The sequence below is a fragment of the Streptomyces viridochromogenes DSM 40736 genome (genome assembly GCF_000158955.1).
In the GTDB taxonomy this organism is placed as follows: domain Bacteria; phylum Actinomycetota; class Actinomycetes; order Streptomycetales; family Streptomycetaceae; genus Streptomyces; species Streptomyces venetus.
In genome coordinates this window covers 3,553,827-3,575,124 of record NZ_GG657757.1, presented here as the reverse complement: position 1 = coordinate 3,575,124, position 21,298 = coordinate 3,553,827, and the positions used below count along the sequence as shown (strand labels likewise).

At 71.0% G+C, this 21,298-nt stretch carries 19 protein-coding genes; 16 read left to right on the top strand and 3 right to left on the bottom strand.

Features of this window, described 5'->3' with window-relative positions; genetic code table 11:
• Window positions 1–71 precede the first annotated feature (71 nt).
• The 7 genes from hutU (at window position 72) to SSQG_RS15515 (ending at window position 9,184) form a co-directional block, all read left to right on the top strand.
• Entirely contained in the window at window positions 72–1,736 is a 1,665-nt protein-coding gene (gene hutU, locus SSQG_RS15545) for a urocanate hydratase (protein ID WP_003990740.1), read from the top strand.
• Window positions 1,733–2,950 carry an allantoate amidohydrolase gene (locus SSQG_RS15540; protein ID WP_003990739.1) on the top strand — a complete coding sequence of 406 codons (1,218 nt, stop codon included), beginning with the start codon at window positions 1,733–1,735 and terminating at the stop codon, window positions 2,948–2,950. The genes hutU and SSQG_RS15540 overlap by 4 nt, the downstream gene beginning before the upstream one ends.
• Window positions 2,947–4,284 carry a formimidoylglutamate deiminase gene (locus SSQG_RS15535; protein ID WP_003990738.1) on the top strand — a complete coding sequence of 446 codons (1,338 nt, stop codon included), beginning with the start codon at window positions 2,947–2,949 and terminating at the stop codon, window positions 4,282–4,284. Before SSQG_RS15540 ends, SSQG_RS15535 begins: the two co-directional genes overlap by 4 nt.
• Window positions 4,281–5,576 carry an imidazolonepropionase gene (gene hutI / locus SSQG_RS15530; RefSeq protein WP_003990737.1) on the top strand — a complete coding sequence of 432 codons (1,296 nt, stop codon included), beginning with the start codon at window positions 4,281–4,283 and terminating at the stop codon, window positions 5,574–5,576. Before SSQG_RS15535 ends, hutI begins: the two co-directional genes overlap by 4 nt.
• A gap of 325 nt (window positions 5,577–5,901) precedes the next feature.
• Window positions 5,902–8,100, top strand: a complete 2,199-nt coding sequence (locus SSQG_RS15525) for a glycoside hydrolase domain-containing protein (RefSeq protein ID WP_003990736.1) — start codon at window positions 5,902–5,904, stop codon at window positions 8,098–8,100.
• Between the two features lie 9 nt (window positions 8,101–8,109).
• Window positions 8,110–8,463 (top strand): hypothetical protein, encoded by a 354-nt coding sequence (locus tag SSQG_RS15520; protein WP_052310289.1) that lies wholly within the window; start codon window positions 8,110–8,112, stop codon window positions 8,461–8,463.
• Window positions 8,464–8,467: 4 nt separating this feature from the next.
• On the top strand, window positions 8,468–9,184 hold the full coding sequence (locus SSQG_RS15515) for a hypothetical protein (RefSeq protein WP_244299137.1): 717 nt from the start codon (window positions 8,468–8,470) through the stop codon (window positions 9,182–9,184).
• A 73-nt stretch (window positions 9,185–9,257) separates the two neighbouring features.
• Here SSQG_RS15515 and SSQG_RS15510 read toward each other — a convergent pair whose 3' ends face one another.
• Window positions 9,258–10,172: an RNA polymerase sigma factor SigF gene (locus SSQG_RS15510; RefSeq protein WP_003990733.1), complete on the bottom strand. Its 915-nt coding sequence runs from the start codon at window positions 10,170–10,172 to the stop codon at window positions 9,258–9,260.
• Between the two features lie 251 nt (window positions 10,173–10,423).
• Here SSQG_RS15510 and SSQG_RS15505 point away from each other — a divergent pair, with 251 nt between their 5' ends.
• From SSQG_RS15505 to SSQG_RS15490, 4 genes are all read left to right on the top strand, one after another.
• Window positions 10,424–10,801, top strand: a complete 378-nt coding sequence (locus SSQG_RS15505) for an STAS domain-containing protein (protein WP_003990732.1) — start codon at window positions 10,424–10,426, stop codon at window positions 10,799–10,801.
• A 243-nt stretch (window positions 10,802–11,044) separates the two neighbouring features.
• On the top strand, window positions 11,045–11,602 hold the full coding sequence (locus SSQG_RS15500; protein ID WP_003990731.1) for an ATP-binding protein: 558 nt from the start codon (window positions 11,045–11,047) through the stop codon (window positions 11,600–11,602).
• A 352-nt stretch (window positions 11,603–11,954) separates the two neighbouring features.
• Window positions 11,955–12,656 carry an LPXTG cell wall anchor domain-containing protein gene (locus SSQG_RS15495; protein ID WP_003990730.1) on the top strand — a complete coding sequence of 234 codons (702 nt, stop codon included), beginning with the start codon at window positions 11,955–11,957 and terminating at the stop codon, window positions 12,654–12,656.
• Window positions 12,657–12,717: 61 nt separating this feature from the next.
• Complete coding sequence (locus SSQG_RS15490; protein ID WP_003990729.1) at window positions 12,718–13,710, top strand: hypothetical protein; 993 nt, start codon at window positions 12,718–12,720, stop codon at window positions 13,708–13,710.
• A gap of 58 nt (window positions 13,711–13,768) precedes the next feature.
• On the opposite strand, the gene SSQG_RS15485 is transcribed toward SSQG_RS15490, so the two are convergent.
• On the bottom strand, window positions 13,769–15,274 hold the full coding sequence (locus tag SSQG_RS15485; protein ID WP_003990728.1) for a peptide MFS transporter: 1,506 nt from the start codon (window positions 15,272–15,274) through the stop codon (window positions 13,769–13,771).
• 514 nt (window positions 15,275–15,788) lie between these two features.
• Here SSQG_RS15485 and SSQG_RS15480 point away from each other — a divergent pair.
• Both SSQG_RS15480 and SSQG_RS15475 read left to right on the top strand, forming a co-directional pair.
• On the top strand, window positions 15,789–16,466 hold the full coding sequence (locus SSQG_RS15480) for a response regulator transcription factor (RefSeq protein ID WP_039932810.1): 678 nt from the start codon (window positions 15,789–15,791) through the stop codon (window positions 16,464–16,466).
• A gap of 121 nt (window positions 16,467–16,587) precedes the next feature.
• Entirely contained in the window at window positions 16,588–17,862 is a 1,275-nt protein-coding gene (locus SSQG_RS15475; RefSeq protein WP_003990726.1) for an ATP-binding protein, read from the top strand.
• A 32-nt stretch (window positions 17,863–17,894) separates the two neighbouring features.
• Here the strand turns inward: SSQG_RS15475 and SSQG_RS15470 are convergent, their stop codons facing one another.
• Window positions 17,895–18,401, bottom strand: coding sequence for a GtrA family protein (locus SSQG_RS15470; RefSeq protein WP_003990725.1), 507 nt, complete (start codon window positions 18,399–18,401; stop codon window positions 17,895–17,897).
• 168 nt (window positions 18,402–18,569) lie between these two features.
• Here SSQG_RS15470 and SSQG_RS15465 point away from each other — a divergent pair, with 168 nt between their 5' ends.
• From SSQG_RS15465 to SSQG_RS15455, 3 genes are all read left to right on the top strand, one after another.
• Window positions 18,570–19,709, top strand: a complete 1,140-nt coding sequence (locus tag SSQG_RS15465; RefSeq protein ID WP_063749164.1) for a 5-(carboxyamino)imidazole ribonucleotide synthase — start codon at window positions 18,570–18,572, stop codon at window positions 19,707–19,709.
• Window positions 19,706–20,233, top strand: a complete 528-nt coding sequence (purE, locus tag SSQG_RS15460; RefSeq protein WP_003990723.1) for a 5-(carboxyamino)imidazole ribonucleotide mutase — start codon at window positions 19,706–19,708, stop codon at window positions 20,231–20,233. Before SSQG_RS15465 ends, purE begins: the two co-directional genes overlap by 4 nt.
• A gap of 5 nt (window positions 20,234–20,238) precedes the next feature.
• A partial coding sequence (locus SSQG_RS15455; protein ID WP_039932804.1) for a dipeptidase occupies window positions 20,239–21,298 on the top strand: 1,060 nt, incomplete at its 3' end.

Genomic DNA, 21,298 nt, shown 5'->3' with positions numbered 1-21,298 from the left:
CTCTATTCAGAGGGTCAGGATGTGAATAACCGCAGCAACATCCGCCGGGAGCACCCACCAGGAGGCAGACCATGTCAGGACCCCGCCCCGTCCGAGCACCGCGCGGTACGGAACTGAGCGCCCTGGGATGGCAGCAGGAAGCCGCACTGCGGATGCTGCAGAACAATCTCGACCCCGAGGTCGCCGAGCACCCCGACAAGCTCGTCGTCTACGGCGGCACCGGCAAGGCCGCCCGCGACTGGCGCTCCTTCGACGCCATGGTCCGCACGCTGCAGACCCTCAAGCAGGACGAGACGATGCTCGTCCAGTCCGGTCGGCCCGTCGGCGTCATGCAGACCCACGAGTGGGCCCCGCGCGTCCTGCTCGCCAACTCCAACCTGGTCGGCGACTGGGCGAACTGGGAGGAGTTCCGCCGCCTGGAGGCCCTCGGCCTGACCATGTACGGGCAGATGACCGCCGGCTCCTGGATCTACATCGGCACCCAGGGCATCCTCCAGGGCACCTACGAGACCTTCGCCGCCGTCGCCGCGAAGAAGTTCGGCGGCTCGCTGGCGGGCACCATCACGCTGACCGCCGGCCTCGGCGGCATGGGCGGCGCCCAGCCCCTCGCCGTGACGATGAACGACGGTGTGGCGATCTGCGTCGACTGCGATCCGCGGGCCATCGATCGACGCATCGAGCACCGCTACCTGGATGTGAGGGCCGACTCCCTCGAGCACGCCCTGCGGCTGGCCGTGGAGGCCCGGGACGCCCGCCGCCCGCTGTCGATCGGTGTCCTCGGCAACGCCGCCGAGCTGCTGCCGCAACTGCTCGCCATGGGCGCCCCGATCGACATCGTCACCGACCAGACCTCCGCCCACGACCCGCTGGCCTACCTGCCGCTCGGCACCGCCTTCGAGGACATGGCCGACGCCGCCGCCAAGGACCCGGCCGGTTTCACCACCCGGGCCCGCGAGTCCATGGCCCGGCACGTCGAGGCCATGGTCGGCTTCATGGACGCCGGCGCGGAGGTCTTCGACTACGGCAACTCCATCCGCGGCGAGGCACAGCTCGCCGGATACGACCGGGCCTTCGCCTTCCCCGGCTTCGTCCCCGCCTACATCCGCCCGCTGTTCTGCGAAGGCAAGGGTCCCTTCCGCTGGGCGGCCCTCTCGGGCGACCCGGCCGACATCGCCAAGACCGACAAGGCGATCCTCGAACTGTTCCCGGAGAACGAGTCCCTCGCCCGCTGGATCAAGATGGCGGGCGAGCGCGTGCACTTCCAGGGACTGCCCGCCCGCATCTGCTGGCTCGGCTACGGCGAGCGGGACAAGGCCGGTGAGCGGTTCAACGACATGGTGGCGAGCGGTGAGCTGGCCGCGCCGCTGGCCATCGGGCGCGACCACCTCGACTGCGGTTCCGTGGCCTCGCCCTACCGCGAGACCGAGGCCATGCTCGACGGGTCCGACGCGATCGCCGACTGGCCGCTGCTGAACGCCATGGTGAACGTGGCGTCGGGCGCCTCCTGGGTGTCGATCCACCACGGTGGCGGCGTGGGGATGGGCCGATCCATCCACGCCGGGCAGGTGACGGTGGCCGACGGTACGAAGCTCGGCGGGGAGAAGATCCGCCGGGTGCTCACCAACGACCCCGGCATGGGCGTCATCCGGCACGTGGACGCGGGCTACGACATCGCGGAGTCGGTCGCCGGCGAGCGCGGTGTCCGGGTCCCGATGCGTGAAGGTGACGACGCGTGACCTTCCACAGCATGTGGGCGGAGCTTGTGCCGATCGGCCGCAGCTCCGCCTCCGGCGGCTACCGCCGCTACGCCTGGACCCCGGCCGACCTCGACTGCCGGGCCTGGTTCAAGGAGCAGGCCGAGTCCCGCGGACTGGCCTACGAGGTCGACCGCAACGGCAACCAGTGGGCCTGGCTGGGCGATCCCGACGCCGGGGACGCCGTCGTCACCGGGTCTCACCTCGACTCCGTGCCCGACGGGGGCGCCTTCGACGGGCCCCTGGGCGTCGTGTCGTCCTTCGCCGCGCTCGACGAACTGCGCGCCCGGGGCACGGACCTCGCCAAGCCGCTCGCGGTCGTCAACTTCGGCGACGAGGAGGGCGCCCGGTTCGGGCTCGCCTGTGTCGGCTCCCGGCTCACCGCCGGACAGCTCACGCGTGAGCAGGCGCACCGGCTCACCGACGGCGAGGGCGTCACACTGGCCCGCGCCATGGAGGCCGCCGGATACGACCCCGACACCGTCGGCCCCGACCCGGAGCGACTCGCCCGCATCGGCGCCTTCGTGGAGCTCCACGTCGAACAGGGCCGGGCTCTGGACCTGACCGGCGACCGGGTCGGCATCGCCAGCGCGATCTGGCCGCACGGCCGGTGGCGGTTCGACTTCCGGGGCGAGGCCAACCACGCCGGCACCACCCGGCTCACCGACCGGCACGACCCCATGCTCTCCTACGCCGAAACCGTGCTCGCCGCCCGCCGCGAGGCCGAACTCGCCGGTGCCGTCGCCACCTTCGGCAAGATCGCCGTCGAGCCCAACGGAGTCAACGCCATCCCCTCCCTGGTGCGCGGCTGGCTCGACTCCCGTGCCGAGGACCAGGGCAGGCTGGACGCCGTGGTCGCCGGCATCGAGAAGGCGGCCGGGGAGTACGCCGCCGCCCACGGCATCGCCCTCGACGTCGTCCGCGAGTCGTTCACCCCCGTCGTGGAGTTCGACCACGCCCTGCGCGACGAACTCGCCCGCATCCTCGGCAAGGACACCGGCATCACCGTGCCCGTCCTGGGTACGGGTGCCGGACACGACGCCGGAATCCTCTCCGGGCGCATCCCGACCGCCATGCTGTTCGTACGCAACCCCACGGGCGTCTCGCACTCCCCGGCCGAGTTCGCCGCCGAGGACGACTGCGTGGCCGGGGTCCTCGCACTCGCCGACGTACTGGAAGGGCTGGCCCGCAGGTGACATCGAAGACCTACTGGCTGGAGCACGCCTGGCTCGGCACACACGTCGAGCCCGGTGTGGCCCTCGACGTCCGGGACGGCCGCATCACCGCCGTCCGCCCGGACACCGACGCCCCGCCCCCCGGGGCCGAGATCCTCCGCGGACTGACCCTCCCCGGCCTGGCCAACGCCCACAGCCACGCCTTCCACCGGGCCCTGCGTGGCACCGTCCAGGTCGGCTCCGGGACCTTCTGGACCTGGCGCGAGGTCATGTACGCCACGGCCGACCGCCTCACCCCGGACACCTACCACGCCCTCGCCCGCGCGGTGTACGCCGAGATGGCCCTGGCCGGCGTCACGGCGGTCGGCGAGTTCCACTACGTCCACCACGCCCCCGGCGGCACCCGCTACGCCGACCCCAACGCCATGGGCGAGGCCCTGATCGCGGCGGCCGACGAAGCCGGGATCCGCATCACCCTCCTCGACACCGCCTACCTCTCCTCCGGCTTCGGCCGGCCGCCCACCGGTCACCAGCTCCGCTTCTCCGACGGCGACGCCGGGGCCTGGGCCGCACGCTCTTCACTTCTCAAGGAACGGGATCACGTACGGATCGGGGCGGCGATCCACTCCGTACGGGCGGTGCCCGCCGACCAGCTGGAGACCGTGGCGCGCTGGGCCGAGGAGCGGCGGGCCCCGCTCCATGTGCACCTGTCCGAGCAGACCGCCGAGAACGAGGCGTGCCTGGAGATCCACGGGTGCACCCCGACGCAGCTGCTCGCCCTGCACGGCGTCCTCGGCCCGCGCACCACCGGCGTGCACAACACGCATCTCACCGCCGAGGACATCTCCCTGATCGGGGGGAGCGGCACCGGCACCTGCATGTGCCCGACCACCGAACGGGACCTCGCCGACGGCATCGGGCCGGCCGTGGCCCTCCAGAACGAGGGCTCCCCGCTCAGCCTCGGCTCCGACAGCCACGCCGTGATCGACCTCTTCGAGGAGGCACGGGCCATGGAGCTGAACGAGCGGCTGCGCACCCGGACCCGGGGCCACTGGACGGCGGCGGCCCTGCTGCGGGCCGCCTCGGCCGACGGGCACGCGGCCCTCGGCTGGGCGGAGGCCGGCGCTCTGGAGCCCGGCGCGCTCGCCGACTTCACGACGATCGCGCTCGACTCGGTCAGAACGGCTGGGCCGCTTCCACGGCTCGGGGCCGAGACGGCCGTATTCGCCGCGTCGGCAGCAGACGTGTCGCACACGGTCGTGGCAGGTCGGCACGTCGTACGGGACGGGGCGCACTCCCTCGTACCGGATGTGCCGCGAGCCCTCGCGGACGCCGTCGAAGCCCTGCGCGGCTGACCTCGGGCCGCCCACCCGCGCGGCCCGCCTCCGCCCCCGAACCCGACCCCACCGCCGACCAGGCCACCAAGGACGCCATGAGCAACGCGACGACCGTCAGCCCCGCCCACTCCGCGAGCACCGCAAGCACGCTCATCACCAACATCGCCGCCCTGGTCACCAACGACCCCTCCTCCGGTGACGGTTCCCCCCTCGGACTGGTCCAGGACGCGGCCGTCGTCATCGAAGGCGACCGCATCGCGTGGACCGGTGATCAAAGCAAAGCACCCGCCACTGACAATCGGGTCGACGCCGGCGGCCGTGCGGTGCTCCCCGGCTTCGTCGACTCCCACTCCCACCTCGTCTTCGCCGGCGACCGGACGCAGGAGTTCAACGCCCGGATGTCGGGCCGGCCGTACAGCGCGGGCGGCATCCGCACGACCGTCGCCGCCACCCGCGCCGCGAGCGACGCGGAACTCGAGGCCAACCTGACCCGCTACCTCCGCGAGGCACTGCTCCAGGGCACCACGACCTTCGAGACCAAGTCCGGTTACGGCCTGACCGTCGAGGACGAGGCCCGGGCCCTGCGCATCGCCGCCGCCCACACCGACGAGGTCACCTTCCTCGGCGCCCACATCGTCCCGCCCGACCACGCCGACGACCCGGCCGCCTACGTCGCCCTCGTCACCGGCGAGATGCTCGGCGCCTGCGCGCCCCACGCCCGCTGGATCGACGTCTTCTGCGAGCAGGGCGCCTTCGACGGCGACCAGGCCCGCGCCATCCTCACCGCCGGAAAGGCCGCGGGCCTGCACCCCCGGGTCCACGCGGGCCAGCTCTCGTACGGCCCGGGCGTCCAGCTCGCCGTCGAACTCGACGCGGCCAGCGCCGACCACTGCACCCACCTGACCGACGCGGACCTGGACGCCCTGGCGAACAGCCGTACGGTCGCCACCCTCCTCCCCGGCGCCGAGTTCTCCACCCGCGCCGAGTGGCCGGACGCCCGCCGCCTCCTGGACGCGGGCGTCACCGTGGCGCTCTCCACCGACTGCAACCCCGGGTCGTCGTTCACGTCCTCCGTCCCCTTCTGCATCGCGCTCGCCGTCCGGGACATGGGCATGACCCCCGACGAGGCGGTGTGGTCGGCCACGGCGGGCGGGGCCGCCGCCCTCCGGCGCGACGACGTCGGACGCCTCACCCCGGGCGCGTACGCCGACCTGACGCTCCTCGACGCCCCGAGCCATGTGCACCTCGCCTACCGGCCGGGCGTCCCGCTGGTCGCCGGAGTGTGGCGGCGTGGCGAGCGGGTGCTCTGACCACTGAACCCGGCCGACAGTTGTGCGCGATTTGCATACCATACGCATAACAAGTGCATGACAAATCAAAGTTGACGATCCGCCAGATCAACACCCTCCGCGCATAAAGGACTTGACCCCCCTCGCGGCGCGACGCAGGATCACGCCAGTCGCACCGGCACCATGACCTACGCGCCGGCCGCACGCGACGAGGGGGGTCTCTTCGCCATGCCCCCCGACGGGGGGTGCAGTTCCAGCGCGGGCACGTGGTCTCAGAACCGTGGCCGCGCCGCGGTGACAGCGCTTTTCCTCCCCGCCTCACCATTCGGACCACAGGAGGAAGCCCATGGCAGACGAGATGGTGCAGCGCGCCCAGAGATTCATCAACACGACCTACAACAACGGCGCCACGCTGGGCATATCCAAGCTGGACGAGAACGGCCAGACCGGCTGGCCCGTGATGTACGCCCTGACCCGGGCGCTCCAGTACGAGATGGGCATCACCGCCCTGTCCGACTCCTTCGGCCCGACCACCCTGGCGAAGATCGGGGAGAAGTACGGCAAGCTCGACGAGACGACCATCCCGTCGGCCAACTTCTGCCGCGTCATCCAGTCCGCCCTGTACTGCAAGGGCTACGACGGCGGCGAGATCGACGGCAAGTACAACGACCGGGTCAAGGACGCGGTCGTGAAGCTGAACCAGAACATGGGCGTCTCCGGCACGTACCCGGGCAGCTCCCTGTGGCCCAAGGTGGTCAAGGGCCTGTTCAACATGGACGCCTACGTCACCGTCAGCAACGGCTCGGACACCATCCGGACCATCCAGCAGTGGCTGAACGGCCGTTACATCCTGCGCAAGGACTTCTACGTCATCCCCTGCGACGGTCACCACTCCCGTGACGTCGCCAAGTCGATGCTGTTCGCGATCCAGTACGAGCTGGGCATGGCGGACGGCGTCGCCAACGGCGTGTTCGGACCCGGCACCCAGTCCGGCCTGAAGAGCCACACCGTGTCGACCGGCACCACCGGCGTCTGGGCGCAGCTGTTCACCGCCGCCATGGTCCTGAACAAGCGCAACGTCCCGTTCGGCAACTTCACCTCCGCGGTGCAGTCCGGCGTGGAGACCTTCCAGTCCTTCAGCAAGCTCCCGGTCACCGGCAAGGGCGACTTCCAGACCTGGGCCTCGCTGCTCGTCTCCTACGGCGACCAGTCCCGCAAGGGCACGGCCTGCGACGGCGTCACCATGATCACGCCCGCCCGGGCGCAGGCACTGAAGGACGCCGGCTACAAGTACATCGGCCGCTACCTCTTCAATCCCTCCACCACGAGCCTGCCGGAGAAGCAGATCCAGCCGGGCGAGCTGGCCACCATCAAGGACTACGGGCTGAGCTGCTTCCCGATCTTCCAGACGTGGAGCCGGTCGGCCAACTACTTCAGCCCCGAGCAGGGCACCGCCGACGCGTTCCGCGCGATCGAGTGGGCCCAGTACCACGGCTTCAAGCCCGGCACCATCATCTACTTCGCCGTCGACTACGACGCGATGGACGGCGAGGTCACCGAGTTCGTCCTCCCGCACTTCCGCGGGATCATGCGCACCATCGGCGAGAGCTCCGGCTACGGCGTCGGTGTGTACGGTCCCCGCAACGTCTGCCAGCGCGTCGCCGACGCCGGCTACGCGGCGGCGAGCTTCGTCTCCGACATGTCCAGCGGCTTCTCCGGCAACCTCGGCTACCCGCTGCCCACCAACTGGGCGTTCGACCAGATCTCCACCATCAAGGTCGGCTCGGGCGCGGGCCAGATCGAGATCGACAACAACATCGTCTCCGGCCGGGACTTCGGCCAGAGCAGCTTCAACCCCGGCGCGGACTTCGGCGGACTGGACACGGACCTGGACAAGGCCGCCTACCGCGACGCCCTGCTCAAGGACGTTCAGGCGTACCTGGTCTCGATCGGTGTGCCGGAGACCGGTGGCGAGAACTGGGAGCCCGACGACGACTGGGCCACGCTCGGCGGCATCTCCACCACCAAGGCGGTCGATCTGGTGCTGAGCGCGGACTGGCTGTTCACCTCGCTCGCACGGCAGCTCAGGCTCCGCAAGGCGCTCATCCAGGCGCCGGTCCTGTGGGAGCTGCGCAAGATGAACCCCTTCGACGTCGCAGCCGACGAGGCAGTGAAGAAGGGGCTGGACGACGACTGCAGCACCGGTTGGGGTCAGATCTTCGCCTGGGTGACGATCGAGGCCCGCAACTACTGCCGGGAGCAGGGCATCATCAACGGCTCGCCGCTCACGAACGACGACATCCCCACCGTGTGGAAGCAGCTCAACGAGGACCCGACGTACAACATCCGCTCGGTGGCGTATCTGACGCTCTACAACGCCCACCAGATCGGGGCGCCCCGGCCGAGCCTGACCACCACCCCCGCCCAGACCCAGGCCTTGCTGGCCCGGTACAACGGCACCGGCGACGACGCCGCGAAGTACGGCCGTGAGCTGCTCGGCCTGTACAACCAACTGGAGAACTACAACATGCTGTCGCGCGGTTAGTGAGACCCGATGAAGACGAGCACCGCACACCCGTGGCTCCGGCTGAGCCTCCCCCTGGTCGCCAACGTCCTGCTGGGGATTCCGGCCGTGGTGCCCGCGTTCATGCTGTGGTACTTCGCGGCGAACTGGCCCCTTGCCTCGCTGGGCTGGACCGACCGCGAGCCCACCGAGAACGACGGTGTGCTCCCCTGGGTGATGGTCGCGACACCGATCTTCATCCTGTTCGGCCTCATCTGGTGGCTGGTCAACCGCCCGTTCCGCCGCAGGACGGAACTGCCACCCGGCAGGTACTGGCTGCTGAGCGCGGCGGCCACCGCACTGCCCACGCTCACTCTCATCATCATCAGCCTGGGAAGGAACTGAAAACGTGTCCGACAACGCGCGCAGCAGCATGAGCGGCATACCGAGACGGACCCTGGTCAAGGGGGCCGGGGTGATCGCACTCACGGCGGCCGCCGGTTCGTTCGCGCCGGCCACCGCCGTGGCCTCCCCCGCCGGCACTCCCCTGAGCGCCGCCCGGAAGAAGGCCCCCACCTCGGCCAATGGCTGGACCCTGGAGGAGGAGGCCAACCACGTCTCCACCGTCTGGACGCGCCCCGTCCCGGGCACCGGCCTGGAGGTCGACGTCCGGATCGGCGACGTGGAGGCGATCCTGCTCCACGTCGTCCGGCGCTACCACTACGAGGTCGAGCAGCTGAACCGCGTCGACCTGGCGGGCTGGCAGCGGATCGGCGGCCTGGAGAAGGGCCGGCCGGAGTCCAACCTGGCCTCGGGCACCGCCGTGCGGATCCGCCCGGGCGCGGGCGCGAGCGGCAGCCTCTTCCCGCTCCAGGTGCTGACGGTGCGCGACATCCTCGCCGACTGCGAGGGCGTCGTGCGCTGGGGCGGCGACGACAGCCCGGTGGACGAGTCGCTGTTCTACGTCGACCGGGGGCCGGACGACGCGTCGGTCCGCGGGCTCGCCGACCGGCTGCGGCTGGCCGAGGCCACACCCGGGCAGGGTGCCGGCGTGGCGGTCGACGTGCTGGCCCCGTCCCGCCGTGAGCGCGCGAAGAAGCTGGTGAAGGAGCAGCGGGCGGGCTGAGTCAGGTACGACACGCGCTCAGGGGGCGGACCCGTTCGGTCCGCCCCCTGAGGACAGCGTCACCCACGGAGGATCACTCCTCGACGGTCAGCCCCTTGCGCAGCCGTACCAGCGTCCGCGACAGCAGCCGCGAGACGTGCATCTGCGAGATGCCGAGCTCTTCGCCGATCTCCGACTGGGTCAGGCCCGCGACGAACCGCAGGGACAGGATCTTGCGGTCGCGCGGCGGGAGTTCGGCTATCAGCGGCTTCAACGACTCGACGTACTCGATGCCTTCGAGTCCGTGGTCCTCGTAGCCGATGCGGTCCGCGAGCGCGCCCTCGGAGTCGTCCTCCTCCGGCTGGGCGTCCAGCGAGGAGGCGGTGTAGGCGTTCGACGCGGCCATGCCCTCGACGACCTCGTCGTTGGAGATGCCGAGGCGCTCGGCCAGTTCGGTCACCGTCGGGGCGCGGTCCAGCTTCTGGGCCAGCTCGTCACCGGCCTTGGCCAGGTCGAGCCGCAGCTCCTGAAGCCGCCGCGGAACGCGCACGGACCACGAGGTGTCGCGGAAGAAGCGCTTGATCTCGCCGACGATGGTCGGCATCGCGAACGTGGGGAACTCGACACCCCGAGAGAGCTCGAAGCGGTCGATCGCCTTGATCAGGCCGATGGTGCCGACCTGGATGATGTCCTCCATCGGCTCGCTGCGGGAGCGGAACCGGGAGGCGGCGAACTTGACCAGCGCGAGGTTCAGTTCGACGAGCGTGTTGCGGACGTACGAGTACTCGTGTGTGCCTTCCTCGAGCGACTCCAGGCGCTCGAAGAGGGTCTTGGAAAGGGCCCGCGCGTCGACCGCGTCGACTTCCTCGTACGGGGGAATGTCCGGAAGTCCGGCGAGGAGCGCGCCCTGTGTGACGAGCATCTCGTCCTGCTCGATGGGATCCAGATGTTCCGCAGGGGGTGTCGACGTCGCTTTGTGGGTACGCGATCCGTCGAGCCGGGGTGACATGATGTCCTCCATCGTTCTCGGCATATGGCTGCCGGGGCCAAAACGTGCACTGCGGTGTGCGGCGCCTCCAAAGCCGGCCGTGTCGGGTACGTGTCCTTACTAGGCCTACCCGCTTTCCTGAGCCCACCGCAAGTGCGTTCTGTGGGCATATGTCCGTTTGTGTGTAGTTGTTCGGGTGTCGGAGCGTCCCGGGAAGGCGTAGTGTTCGAGGGCGTCAGCAAGCAGCCTCGACGTCGGGAGAGAGAGACGGCATGGACCGCGGGACGGTCGGCAGCGCACAGTCTGGCCGGCTTCTGGTGGAGGTGCGGGAAGAGGGCTCTAATGCCGTCGTGACCCCGGCGGGTGAGTTGGATCACCACACCGCCGATCTGTTGCGTGAGCCACTCGAAGACTGCCTCGCCAAGGGATTCAAGCGCCTGGTCATCGACTGCGCACGGCTGGAGTTCTGCGACTCCACGGGGCTCAACGTGCTCCTGGGCGCGCGGCTGAAGGCCGAGGCCGCCGGTGGTGGTGTGGCGCTCGCCGGGATGCAGCCGGTGGTGGCACGCGTGTTCGAGATCACCGGGGCGGATGCGGTCTTCAGCGTCCATGACACGCTCCAGGCGGCACTGGCCGACGAGCCGAGCTGACCGGCGGTGCGTCGGCGCGCCGAGCCTCGGCCATCCCGCTGTGACCGGTCTCCCACCCCCGTCACGCCTTTCGAGCGGAATACGGGGGTGTTCTGCCGGTCCGCCCGGGCAGGAGACATCCTGAACCTGTCGGCCGACAGGGTGGCGGGGGCGCCGCGAAACCGACGTGCCGCGCACTGCGTGACTGACTGTGTACTGAAGTTTTTGAATCGTGAACTGGTGAATCGGTGAGGTGAAGCGCTGATGAGCACCACCCGGCCTTACTCGCCGGGCGACCGCGGGCCGGAGCCCAGCGGCGCTTCCGGGGCGTCCGAGGGTGGCGGAGCGGCGTCCGGTGCGTCCGGCGAGGGCGTGGCGGCGCCGTCCGGAGCCGCTGCGGGGCCGCCGGGGGGCAGGCAGGTGCGCCGGCTGAGCTTCGAGGAGGCGAGCGGCGTCGTTCCGCTCGCCCGCGACTTCACCCGCCAGGCGCTGTACGCGTGGGGCTGGCTGCCGGCCGCGTCCGCCGATCAGCGGGCCGCCGCCGAGGACGTGCTGCTCGTCGTCTCCGAGCTGGTCACCAACGCGTGTCTGCACGCCGAGGGGCCGGACCAGTTGTGGATCACCTGCGACAACAAGGTGATCCGTATCGAGGTCGCCGACCGGGGCACGGGCCAGCCGGCGCCGCGCACACCGCACCGCGCGGGCCGTCCGGGAGGCCACGGCATGTTCATCGTCCAGCGACTCTGCCTGGACTGGGGCGTCGTCCGCACACCGGGGGTCGCCGGCAAGACGGTCTGGGCGGAACTGGGCGCACCGGCCTGACCGGAGCCCGCGCCGCGCGCCCCTCCGGGCGATGACCCGGACTTGGCGACGTCATTGCGGTGGCGGCTCCCGCTGATGCCGCCGGGGTTTGCGACGGTCGGACCGGCCGATGTCGCCGGGGCCCCGCGACCGCGCCCCGCCCATGCCTCCCCGGCGTCGTTCCGTGCCCTTCGTACCCGCCGTCCGGGTGACGACCTCACGGACCCCCGCCGGGCGCCCCTTCCCACGTCACCCGCGTCACGCCGGATCCCCGCACATCCGGCGTGTCCTGTGTCTTCCTTCCTCACGGCCCCGGGCGTACCTTGACGGCCCGATCTGATGCTCCGTCAGGAACAGGAAGGGGAGCGGCACCGTGTCGTACCGGAATCGAACCGCCGCGCTCGCGTCCGCCGCGGCCCTGGCCGGCTCGGTGGTGTGGTTGGCCGCCCCCGTGGCCCGGGCCGAGGTCGTCGACGTCAACTACCAGTGCAAGACGCCGATCGGAGACAAGAGCGCCGTCTCGCCCATCGACATCAAGGGCGCCAGGAGCGGCAGCGGCTACCGGATCACCATGTCCTGGCAGAAGGGCGTCTCCTCCAGCCCGGTCGAACTGGGCAAGGGCGCGATGACGCCGAGCGCCACCATCGCCCTGGGCGGCGCCGACAGCGGCACCCTGACGGTGACCGGCCCCGCCAACGACGCGGCCATCCCGGCCAACACACCGATCAAGATCAACGACCTGAGCGGGACGTACACGCCGAAGAAGAGCGGCGAGGTCACCTTCACGGCCGGCGTGCTCACCATCAAGGCGCTCGGCACGACGACCACGTGCACCCCGACGAACGACCCGGGCCCGTCCCTGAAACTCGACGTCACGGCCGCGCGCGGCGGCGGCACCACCGGCTCCACCCAGGGCGGCGGCTCCGGCTCCGGCGGCGGTGCCGAACTCCCGCAGACCGGCCCCGACGACTCGGCCGTGGCCCTGGGCATCCTCGGCGGCACGGTTCTGCTGGCCGGCGCGGCAGGCACCCTGTGGCTGACACGACGTCACCGGAGCGCACGGGCAGGCCACTGAGCGGACCGTACGACCGCCAGGGCACGAGCCGCGCCCGCCCGCACCCCCGCTGGAGCCGCCGATGCCGTACGTCGCTCGTGTTCCCCACCTCTCGCTGTCCGTCCTGCTCGTGCTCCTGCTGAGCCTGGCCGGTGCCGGGCCCGCCCAGGCCTCGGACCGGCCCGGTGTGGAGGTGTCCACGTCGCAGGCGGGGGCGGGAGGCTCGGTCACCGTCAGCGGGAGCGGCTGGCGGCCGCGTGCGCTGCTGACGCTGCTGGTCTGCGGGCAGGCCGAACCGTCCCGGGGTGTGACCGGCGGCACCAACTCCTGCGCCAACGCCGACGGCCGGGCCGTCACCACGGACGCCGACGGCCGCTTCCGGCGCCGGCTGCCCGTCGTGGAACCGCCCGTGCCGTGCCCCTGCGTGGTGCACGTGGAGACGGTGACGGGGGCCGGGGCCGAGGCCGAGGCCGACACCGCCCTCCAGGTCGCCGGGCATGCGGTCGAGCCGCTGCCCGCGGACCGGGCCGGCGGCCGGCTGTCCCTGCTCGCGGACACCCGGCTGCGCGGCTCCGGCGGGCTGCTGACCTGGTTCGGCTCCCCGCCCGCCCGGACCCTCGAAGTCACCCTCGGCAACGTCGGGACGTCCCCCGTGAGGGACCCCGTCTTCCAGGTCGGCACCTCCCACGGCGTGTTCGCGCCGCAGTGGCAGGACCAGCGGTGGCACGGCACGATCCGGCCCGGCGGGAAGGCCCGGATCGAACTGCCCGTGGAGCTCGCCGCCGGGGCGCACGGCGACTACACCGTGTCCCTGAAGTACGGCGGCAAGGTCCTCGCCGAGCAGCCCTGGGGCGTGGGCCGCCCGTGGGGCGTGACCCTGTTCTGGGGCCTCGTCCTGCTGGTCGTACCGGCGGCGCTGTTCCGCGCGGGCCTGGCCGTCGTGGACCACGTACGCCCGCGCCGTCCCGGTCACGCGGCCCGCCCGGCCCGCCGCGTCCGGCTGCGCCTGCCCGCCACCGCCAGGCGCTCGGCCCCGCCCTGGTTCACCCCGGACGCCGAGCAGAAGAAGACATGAGAAAGGGCCGCCGCACCCCGGGGTGCGACGGCCCTTTCTCAGGGTCGGACGAGGGCGGTCAGCGCACGTCGCCCATCATGGCCTTGACCTTCTTGCGGTACATGAACACCGCGAAACCGGCGACCACGGCGAGCGCGGCCTCCAGCGCCACGAAGCCCATGCGGTCGAGGTTGATCCCGCCGATGGCCGGGTTGGACAGCAGTGCGGTGACGGAGTCGCCCGCGGTGACCGCGAGGAACCAGACGCCCATCATCTGCGAGGCGTACTTCGCCGGCGCCATCTTCGTCGTCACGGACAGACCCACCGGCGACAGCGTCAGCTCACCGACGGTCTGCGCGAAGTAGATCGCGACCAGCCACAGCGCCGCGGCCTTGTGGCCGCCCTCCGCGATCGACAGCGGGGCGAGGAAGAGGAAGAAGGACACACCCACCAGCACCAGACCGGAGGCGAACTTCACGATGGTGCTCGGCTCCTGGCCGCGCCGGTTCAGCCACAGCCACAGCCAGGCGAAGACCGGCGCCAGCGCCATGATCATGACCGGGTTGACCGACTGGTACCAGGAGACCGGGAACTCCCAGCCGAAGACGCTGTTGTCGGCGCTCTTCTCGGCGAACAGCGACAGGGTCGAGCCACCCTGGTCGTAGATCATCCAGAAGACGGCGGCGGCGATGAAGAACCAGATGTACGCCGACACCTTCGACCGCTCGCCCGAGTCCAGGTCCTTGTCCCGCAGGATGCGGGTGATGACCAGGATCGGCACGATCAGGCCCAGCAGCGTGAGCGGGATCAGCGCCCAGTTCAGCGTGAAGTGGCCGGTGCCGCCGACGACGCCGTAGAACACCACGGCGACGGCCAGCCAGATCAGGCCCTTGCGCAGCGTCGACGCCTTCTCGGCGGGCGACAGCGGCGTCGGGACCTCGCTGCTGCGCGCGCTCAGGTGACGGCTGCCGAGCAGGAACTGCACGAGGCCCAGCGCCATGCCGAGCGCGGCCAGCGCGAAGCCGAAGTGCCAGTTGACGTTCTCCCCGACGGTGCCGATGACCAGCGGGGCGATGAAGGCGCCGAGGTTGATGCCGATGTAGAAGAGCGTGAAGCCACCGTCCCGGCGCGGGTCCTCCGGGCCGTCGTACAGGTGGCCGACCATCGTGGAGATGTTGGCCTTCAGCAGGCCGGAACCGATGGCGACGAGGGCCAGGCCGACATAGAAGCTCGCGGCCGCGGGCAGCGCGAGGCACAGGTGGCCGACCATGATGACGAGGCCCGCGACGGCGACCGTCTTGCGCGGACCGAGCACACGGTCGGCGAACCAGCCGCCGGGCAGGGTGAGCAGGTACACGAGCGACAGGTACACGGCGTAGATCGCCGTCGCCGCGCCCGCGCTCAGGTGCAGGCCACCCGGGGCCACCAGGTACAGCGGGAGCAGGGCCCTCATGCCGTAGTAGGAGAATCGCTCCCACATCTCGGTCATGAACAGAGTGGCCAGTCCGCGGGGGTGGCCGAAGAAGGTCTTCTCGGAACCGGGGGTGCCCGGGCGGGCCGAGTCCTTCGTCAGGCTGGACGCCATGGTCGTTCCTTGCTGGTCGGGACGCGCCCCGCGACAGCGGTGGTGCGCCCGGTGGGGATCTGCCGGCACCGGTGCGTACGGCCGTCCGCCCGACGCCTGGGGGGCGCTCCGGGTCACGGAGCAGTGGGCGGTCGCCACCGGGATCCACGCCTCTACGCGCGTCGCCGCGACGAGGAGGCACGGCCACAGGTCGTTTCGAGTCGGGGCTGGCGGGAACCAGCCCGCACACAAAAGAGACCTTCAGGGGCAATCAGCCACCGAAGGCCGCCGTGGTGCTACAGGCGTCGATTCACCATACGGCACGACACCGCCACAAATGGAAGGACTTGAGACAGGGATCACAGGTGCCGGGGGAACCATACGCCTCGTTTCCAAGGTCCTTACCGGAATCGCACCCCACAGGCAGAGGTGTGTTCACGTTCCCGCGCGTCGTAAGGAGCGGGTATGCCACGGGTAAGAATCAAGGCTTCTGGTCACACCCCAGCTCAGGGCCGTGCAGGTCTACCATCACTCCATGACCCGTGTACTGCTCGCCGAGGACGACGCGTCCATCTCGGAGCCGCTGGCCCGTGCTCTGCGCCGGGAGGGCTACGAGGTCGAGGTGCGTGAGGACGGCCCCACCGCTCTCGACGCCGGAATGCAGGGCGGCGTCGACCTCGTCGTGCTCGACCTGGGGCTGCCCGGCATGGACGGCCTCGAGGTGGCCCGCAGGCTGCGTGGCGAAGGCCACGCCATCCCGATCCTCATCCTGACCGCGCGCGCCGACGAGGTGGACACCGTGGTCGGGCTCGACGCCGGTGCCGACGACTACGTCACCAAGCCCTTCCGGCTCGCCGAGCTGCTCGCCCGGGTCCGCGCCCTGCTGCGGCGCGGCGCCGCCGAGCCCCAGCAGCCGCCCGCCACGCACGGCGTGCGCATCGACGTCGAGTCGCACCGCGCCTGGATGGGCGACGAGGAGCTCCAGCTCACCGCCAAGGAGTTCGACCTGCTGCGGGTGCTGGTGCGCGACGCGGGCCGGGTCGTCACCCGCGACCAGCTGATGCGCGAGGTCTGGGACACCACCTGGTGGTCGTCGACCAAGACCCTCGACATGCACATCTCCTGGCTCCGCAAGAAGCTCGGCGACGACGCGGCCAACCCACGCTACATCGCCACCGTGCGTGGTGTGGGCTTCCGCTTCGAGAAGAGCTGAGCCGCGGGCCAGGCGCGGACGAGCGGCTGACGCGGGCCAACGGCCGGCACGGACAAGACGGCCGACACGGATAACCGGCCGACACGGATACCGGCTGACACGGACAAACGGGTAAGAGGACATGCGCCGCCGACTGATCCAGTCCACGCTCGCCGTGGTGCTCGTCGTGATCGCCGTCTTCGGCGTCTCCCTGGTCATCGTCGAGAGCCGGACGATCAGCAACAGCGCCCAGGAGCGGGTGGAGTCCGAGGCGGTCCGGCTGGCCAGCATCGTCGACAGCCGGCTCTTCGGGGCGCAGCAGGTCGACGCGGAGGTCCTGCGCGAGCAGGTCACGCAGGACCGCTACTACGCGGTGATCCGCATCCCCGGCGAGTCGCCCATCGCGGTCGGCACCAAACCGGACGGTGACGTCATCAGCGCGAGCGCGCCCGGCGAGGAGGGCGAGACCGTCACGGTCCAGGAGCCGCGCTCCTCGGTGACCCGGGAGGTCGGCCGCACCCTGCTGATCATCGCGCTGGTGGCGCTGCTGGCGGTGGTGGCCGCGGTGCTGCTGGCGGTCCGCCAGGCGAACCGGCTGGCGTCGCCGCTGACCGACCTCGCGGAGACGGCCGAGCGGCTCGGCTCGGGCGATCCGCGCCCCCGGCACAAGCGGTACGGCGTGCCCGAGCTGGACCGGGTGGCGGACGTGCTGGACGGGTCCGCCGAGCGCATCGCGCGCATGCTGACCGCCGAGCGCCGGCTGGCCGCGGACGCCTCGCACCAGCTGCGGACGCCGCTGACGGCGCTGTCGATGCGCCTGGAGGAGATCACCCTCACCGACGACCCGGACACGGTGAAGGAGGAGGCGACGATCGCGCTGACGCAGGTCGAGCGGCTCACCGACGTCGTCGAGCGGCTGCTGACCAACTCCCGCGACCCCCGCACCGGCTCCGCCGTCACCTTCGACCTCGACGAGGTCATCCAGCAGCAGCTCGCCGAGTGGCGCCCCGCCTACCGCAGCGCGGGCCGGGCGATCGTCAGCTCCGGCAAGCGGCACCTCCAGGCGGTCGGCACGCCAGGGGCGGTGGCGCAGGTCCTGGCCGCGCTGATCGAGAACTCCCTGATGCACGGCGGCGGCACGGTCGCCCTGCGCACCCGGGTCACCGGCAACCAGGCCGTCATCGAGGTCACGGACGAGGGCCCCGGGGTCCCCGCCGATCTCGGCGCACGCATCTTCGAGCGGGCGATCAGCGGCCGCAACTCCACGGGCATCGGTCTCGCCGTCGCCCGTGACCTCGCGGAAGCCGACGGGGGCAGGCTGGAGATGCTCCAGACCAAGCCCCCGGTGTTCGGCCTGTTCCTGTCCCGCACGCCCCTGCAGAAGTCCCTCGGCGAGGACGAGCCGATGATCCGCTGACGCGGCTCACAACGGGTCCACAGCCGACGGGCCTACGGCACCCGCTGCCCGGCCCGGGACGGCTCGTCCCGTTCCCGCTCCGGGGCCGCTTCCGCGTCCGCCGCCGCCTCTGCCGGGGGAAGGGCGCGGAACACCCAGGTGCGGTAGGACCAGAAGCGGAACAGCGTGGCGACGCCGATGCCGACGAACTTGAAGACGTTGTTCTGGAGCGGGCTGTTCCAGTCGAAGCCGTAGGTCGCCACGTACAGCACGCCGTTCTCGATGACCAGGCCCACCGCGCTGAACAGCAGGAACAGGACCAGCTCCCGGGTGCGCCCGGACTTGTCGCGGTCGCGGTACGCGAAGTAGCGGAAGCCGACGTAGTTGAAGACGATCGCCACGACGGTCGCGATGACGCTCGCGCGCACCACCTGGAGGTCGGTGACGTGCCGCACCAGGTTGAACACGAGGAGGTTGACCAGCACCCCGGCACCGCCCACCGCGCCGAACTTGGCGACTTCGTGAGCGAGCCGTCGGAACCGCGAGGCACCATGTCCCATGGTCGTGCAGGCCCCCGTCCCTCAATCGTTTCTGCGTCAACCCAGTCATGCTAACCACCCCCCTGCGCGATCTTCCTGTGGATGGTGGTGGAGGGCCGCAGACCGTCCGGGCGGAGCCGGGGAGGGGCGGGAAACCGGCCACCTTGGCGCGGCCGATACCCTGGGGGAGTGACGTTCCCGGTAGTCGGCATGGTCGGCGGTGGCCAGCTCGCTCGTATGACACACGAGGCTGGTATCCCGCTGGGCATCAGGTTCAAGCTTCTCAGTGACACCCCGCAGGACTCCGCTGCGCAGGTCGTGAGCGATGTCGTCGTCGGCGACTATCGCGACCTCGACACGCTGCGCGAGTTCGCGCGAGGGTGCGATGTGATCACCTTCGATCACGAACACGTACCCACCGAGCACCTCCGGGCCCTGGAGGCGGACGGCATCCCCGTGCGCCCCGGTCCCGACGCGCTCGTGCACGCCCAGGACAAGGGTGTGATGCGCGCCAAGCTCGACGCGATCGGCGTGCCCTGCCCCCGGCACCGGATCGTCTCCGATCCGCAGGACGTGGCGGCCTTCGCCGCGGAGGGGGACGGCTTCCCCGTCGTCCTCAAGACCGTCCGCGGCGGTTACGACGGCAAGGGTGTGTGGGTCGTGGACTCCGTCGAGGAGGCCGCCGACCCCTTCAAGGCCGGTGTCCCCGTGCTCGCCGAGGAGAAGGTCGACTTCCTCCGCGAGCTCGCTGCCAACGTCGTACGGTCCCCCCACGGCCAGGCCGTCGCCTACCCGGTCGTGGAGTCCCGCCAGGTGGGAGGCGTCTGCGACACGGTGATCGCCCCGGCCCCCGGCCTCGACGAGGACCTCGCGGTCCGGGCCTCCGAGATGGCGCTGAACATCGCCAAGGAGCTCGGTGTCGTCGGGCACCTCGCGGTCGAGCTGTTCCAGACCCGCGACGGCCGCATCCTCGTCAACGAGCTCGCGATGCGCCCGCACAACTCCGGCCACTGGTCGATGGACGGCGCCGTCACCAGCCAGTTCGCCAACCACGTGCGAGCCGTCCTGGACCTCCCGCTCGGCGACCCGCGCCCGCGCGCCCCGTGGACGGTCATGGTCAACGTCCTCGGCGGCGACTACCCGGACATGTACTCCGCGTACCTGCACTGCATGGCCCGCGACCCCCAGCTCAAGATCCACATGTACGGCAAGGACGTGAAGCCCGGCCGCAAGGTCGGTCATGTCAACACCTACGGCGACGACCTGGACGACGTGCTGGAGCGCGCCAGCCACGCAGCCGGCTACCTGAGAGGCACCATCACCGAATGAGCCCTGTTGTTGGCATCGTCATGGGGTCGGACTCCGACTGGCCCGTCATGGAGGCCGCCGCGAAGGCCCTCGACGAGTTCGAGATCGCCTACGAGGTCGACGTCGTCTCCGCGCACCGCATGCCGCGCGAGATGGTCGCCTACGGCGAGCAGGCCGACGCCCGCGGGCTCAAGGTGATCATCGCCGGGGCCGGCGGCGCCGCGCACCTGCCCGGCATGCTCGCCTCCGTGACCCCGCTGCCGGTCATCGGCGTGCCCGTGCCGCTGAAGTACCTCGACGGCATGGACAGCCTCCTGTCGATCGTGCAGATGCCGGCCGGTGTCCCGGTCGCCACGGTCTCCGTCGCCGGCGCCCGCAACGCCGGTCTGCTGGCGGCCCGCATCCTCGCCGCGCACGACGAGGAACTGCGCGGCCGGATGCGCGACTTCCAGCAGGAGCTCAACGACCAGGCCACCGAGAAGGGCAAGCGCCTGCGCTCCAAGGTCGAGGGCTCGGGCGGCTTCGGCTTCGGCGCCGGGAAGTGACGGCGATGACCTCCCTGGAGGCAGCCCGGGAACTCCTGCGCGAGTTCCCCGTCGCCGACGGGCACAACGACCTGCCCTGGGCGCTGCGCGAACAGGTCCGCTACGACCTCGACGCCCGGGACGTCGCCACCGACCAGAGCGCCCACCTGCACACCGACATCCCGCGGCTGCGCGCCGGCGGTGTCGGTGCGCAGTACTGGTCGGTGTACGTCCGCACGGACTCGCCCGACCCGGTCGCGGCCACCCTCGAACAGATCGACTGCGTCGGGCAGTTGCTCGCCCGGTACCCGCAGGACCTGCGGCCCGCGCTGACGGCCGCCGACATGGAGGCCGCGCGCCGGGAGGGCCGGATCGCCTCCCTCATGGGCGCGGAGGGCGGCCACTCCATCGCGGGCTCCCTGGGCGCGCTGCGCGGCTTGTACGGGCTCGGCGTGCGCTATCTCACGCTCACCCACAACGACAACGTGGACTGGGCGGACTCCGCGACCGACGAGCCGAGGGCCGGCGGCCTGACCGCGTTCGGCCGCGAGGTCGTACGGGAGATGAACCGGCTCGGCATGCTCGTCGACCTCTCCCACGTGGCCGCCACGACCATGCGGGACGCGCTCGACACGAGCACCGCCCCGGTGGTCTTCTCGCACTCCTCGGCGCGGGCCGTGTGCGACCACCCGCGCAACGTCCCGGACGACGTCCTGGAGCGGCTGCCCGCCAACGGCGGCATCGCGATGGTGACGTTCGTCCCGAAGTTCGTGCTCCAGGCGGCCGTGGACTGGACGGCCGCGGCCGACGAGAACATGCGCGCCCACGGCTTCCACCACCTCGACACGACGGCGGAGGCCATGAAGGTCCACCGCGCCTTCGAGGAGGGGCACCCGCGCCCGGTCGCCACGGTGTCGACGGTCGCCGACCACCTGGACCACATGCGCGAGGCGGCGGGCATCGACCACCTCGGCATCGGCGGCGACTACGACGGCACGGCCTTCACCCCCGACGGCCTCGACGACGTCTCCGGCTACCCGAACCTCCTCGCGGAGCTGCTGGACCGCGGCTGGTCGAAGGCCGACC

Coding starts and splice junctions, on each gene's coding strand:
- hutU (WP_003990740.1), top strand. CDS start 72: ATGTCAGGACCCCGCCCCGTCCGAGCACCGCGCGGTACGGAACTGAGC.
- SSQG_RS15525 (WP_003990736.1), top strand. CDS start 5,902: ATGGCAGACGAGATGGTGCAGCGCGCCCAGAGATTCATCAACACGACC.
- SSQG_RS15490 (WP_003990729.1), top strand. CDS start 12,718: ATGCCGTACGTCGCTCGTGTTCCCCACCTCTCGCTGTCCGTCCTGCTC.
- SSQG_RS15510 (WP_003990733.1), bottom strand. CDS start 10,172: ATGTCACCCCGGCTCGACGGATCGCGTACCCACAAAGCGACGTCGACA.
- SSQG_RS15475 (WP_003990726.1), top strand. CDS start 16,588: ATGCGCCGCCGACTGATCCAGTCCACGCTCGCCGTGGTGCTCGTCGTG.
- SSQG_RS15520 (WP_052310289.1), top strand. CDS start 8,110: ATGAAGACGAGCACCGCACACCCGTGGCTCCGGCTGAGCCTCCCCCTG.
- SSQG_RS15480 (WP_039932810.1), top strand. CDS start 15,789: ATGACCCGTGTACTGCTCGCCGAGGACGACGCGTCCATCTCGGAGCCG.
- SSQG_RS15470 (WP_003990725.1), bottom strand. CDS start 18,401: ATGGGACATGGTGCCTCGCGGTTCCGACGGCTCGCTCACGAAGTCGCC.
- purE (WP_003990723.1), top strand. CDS start 19,706: ATGAGCCCTGTTGTTGGCATCGTCATGGGGTCGGACTCCGACTGGCCC.
- SSQG_RS15500 (WP_003990731.1), top strand. CDS start 11,045: ATGAGCACCACCCGGCCTTACTCGCCGGGCGACCGCGGGCCGGAGCCC.
- SSQG_RS15485 (WP_003990728.1), bottom strand. CDS start 15,274: ATGGCGTCCAGCCTGACGAAGGACTCGGCCCGCCCGGGCACCCCCGGT.
- SSQG_RS15505 (WP_003990732.1), top strand. CDS start 10,424: ATGGACCGCGGGACGGTCGGCAGCGCACAGTCTGGCCGGCTTCTGGTG.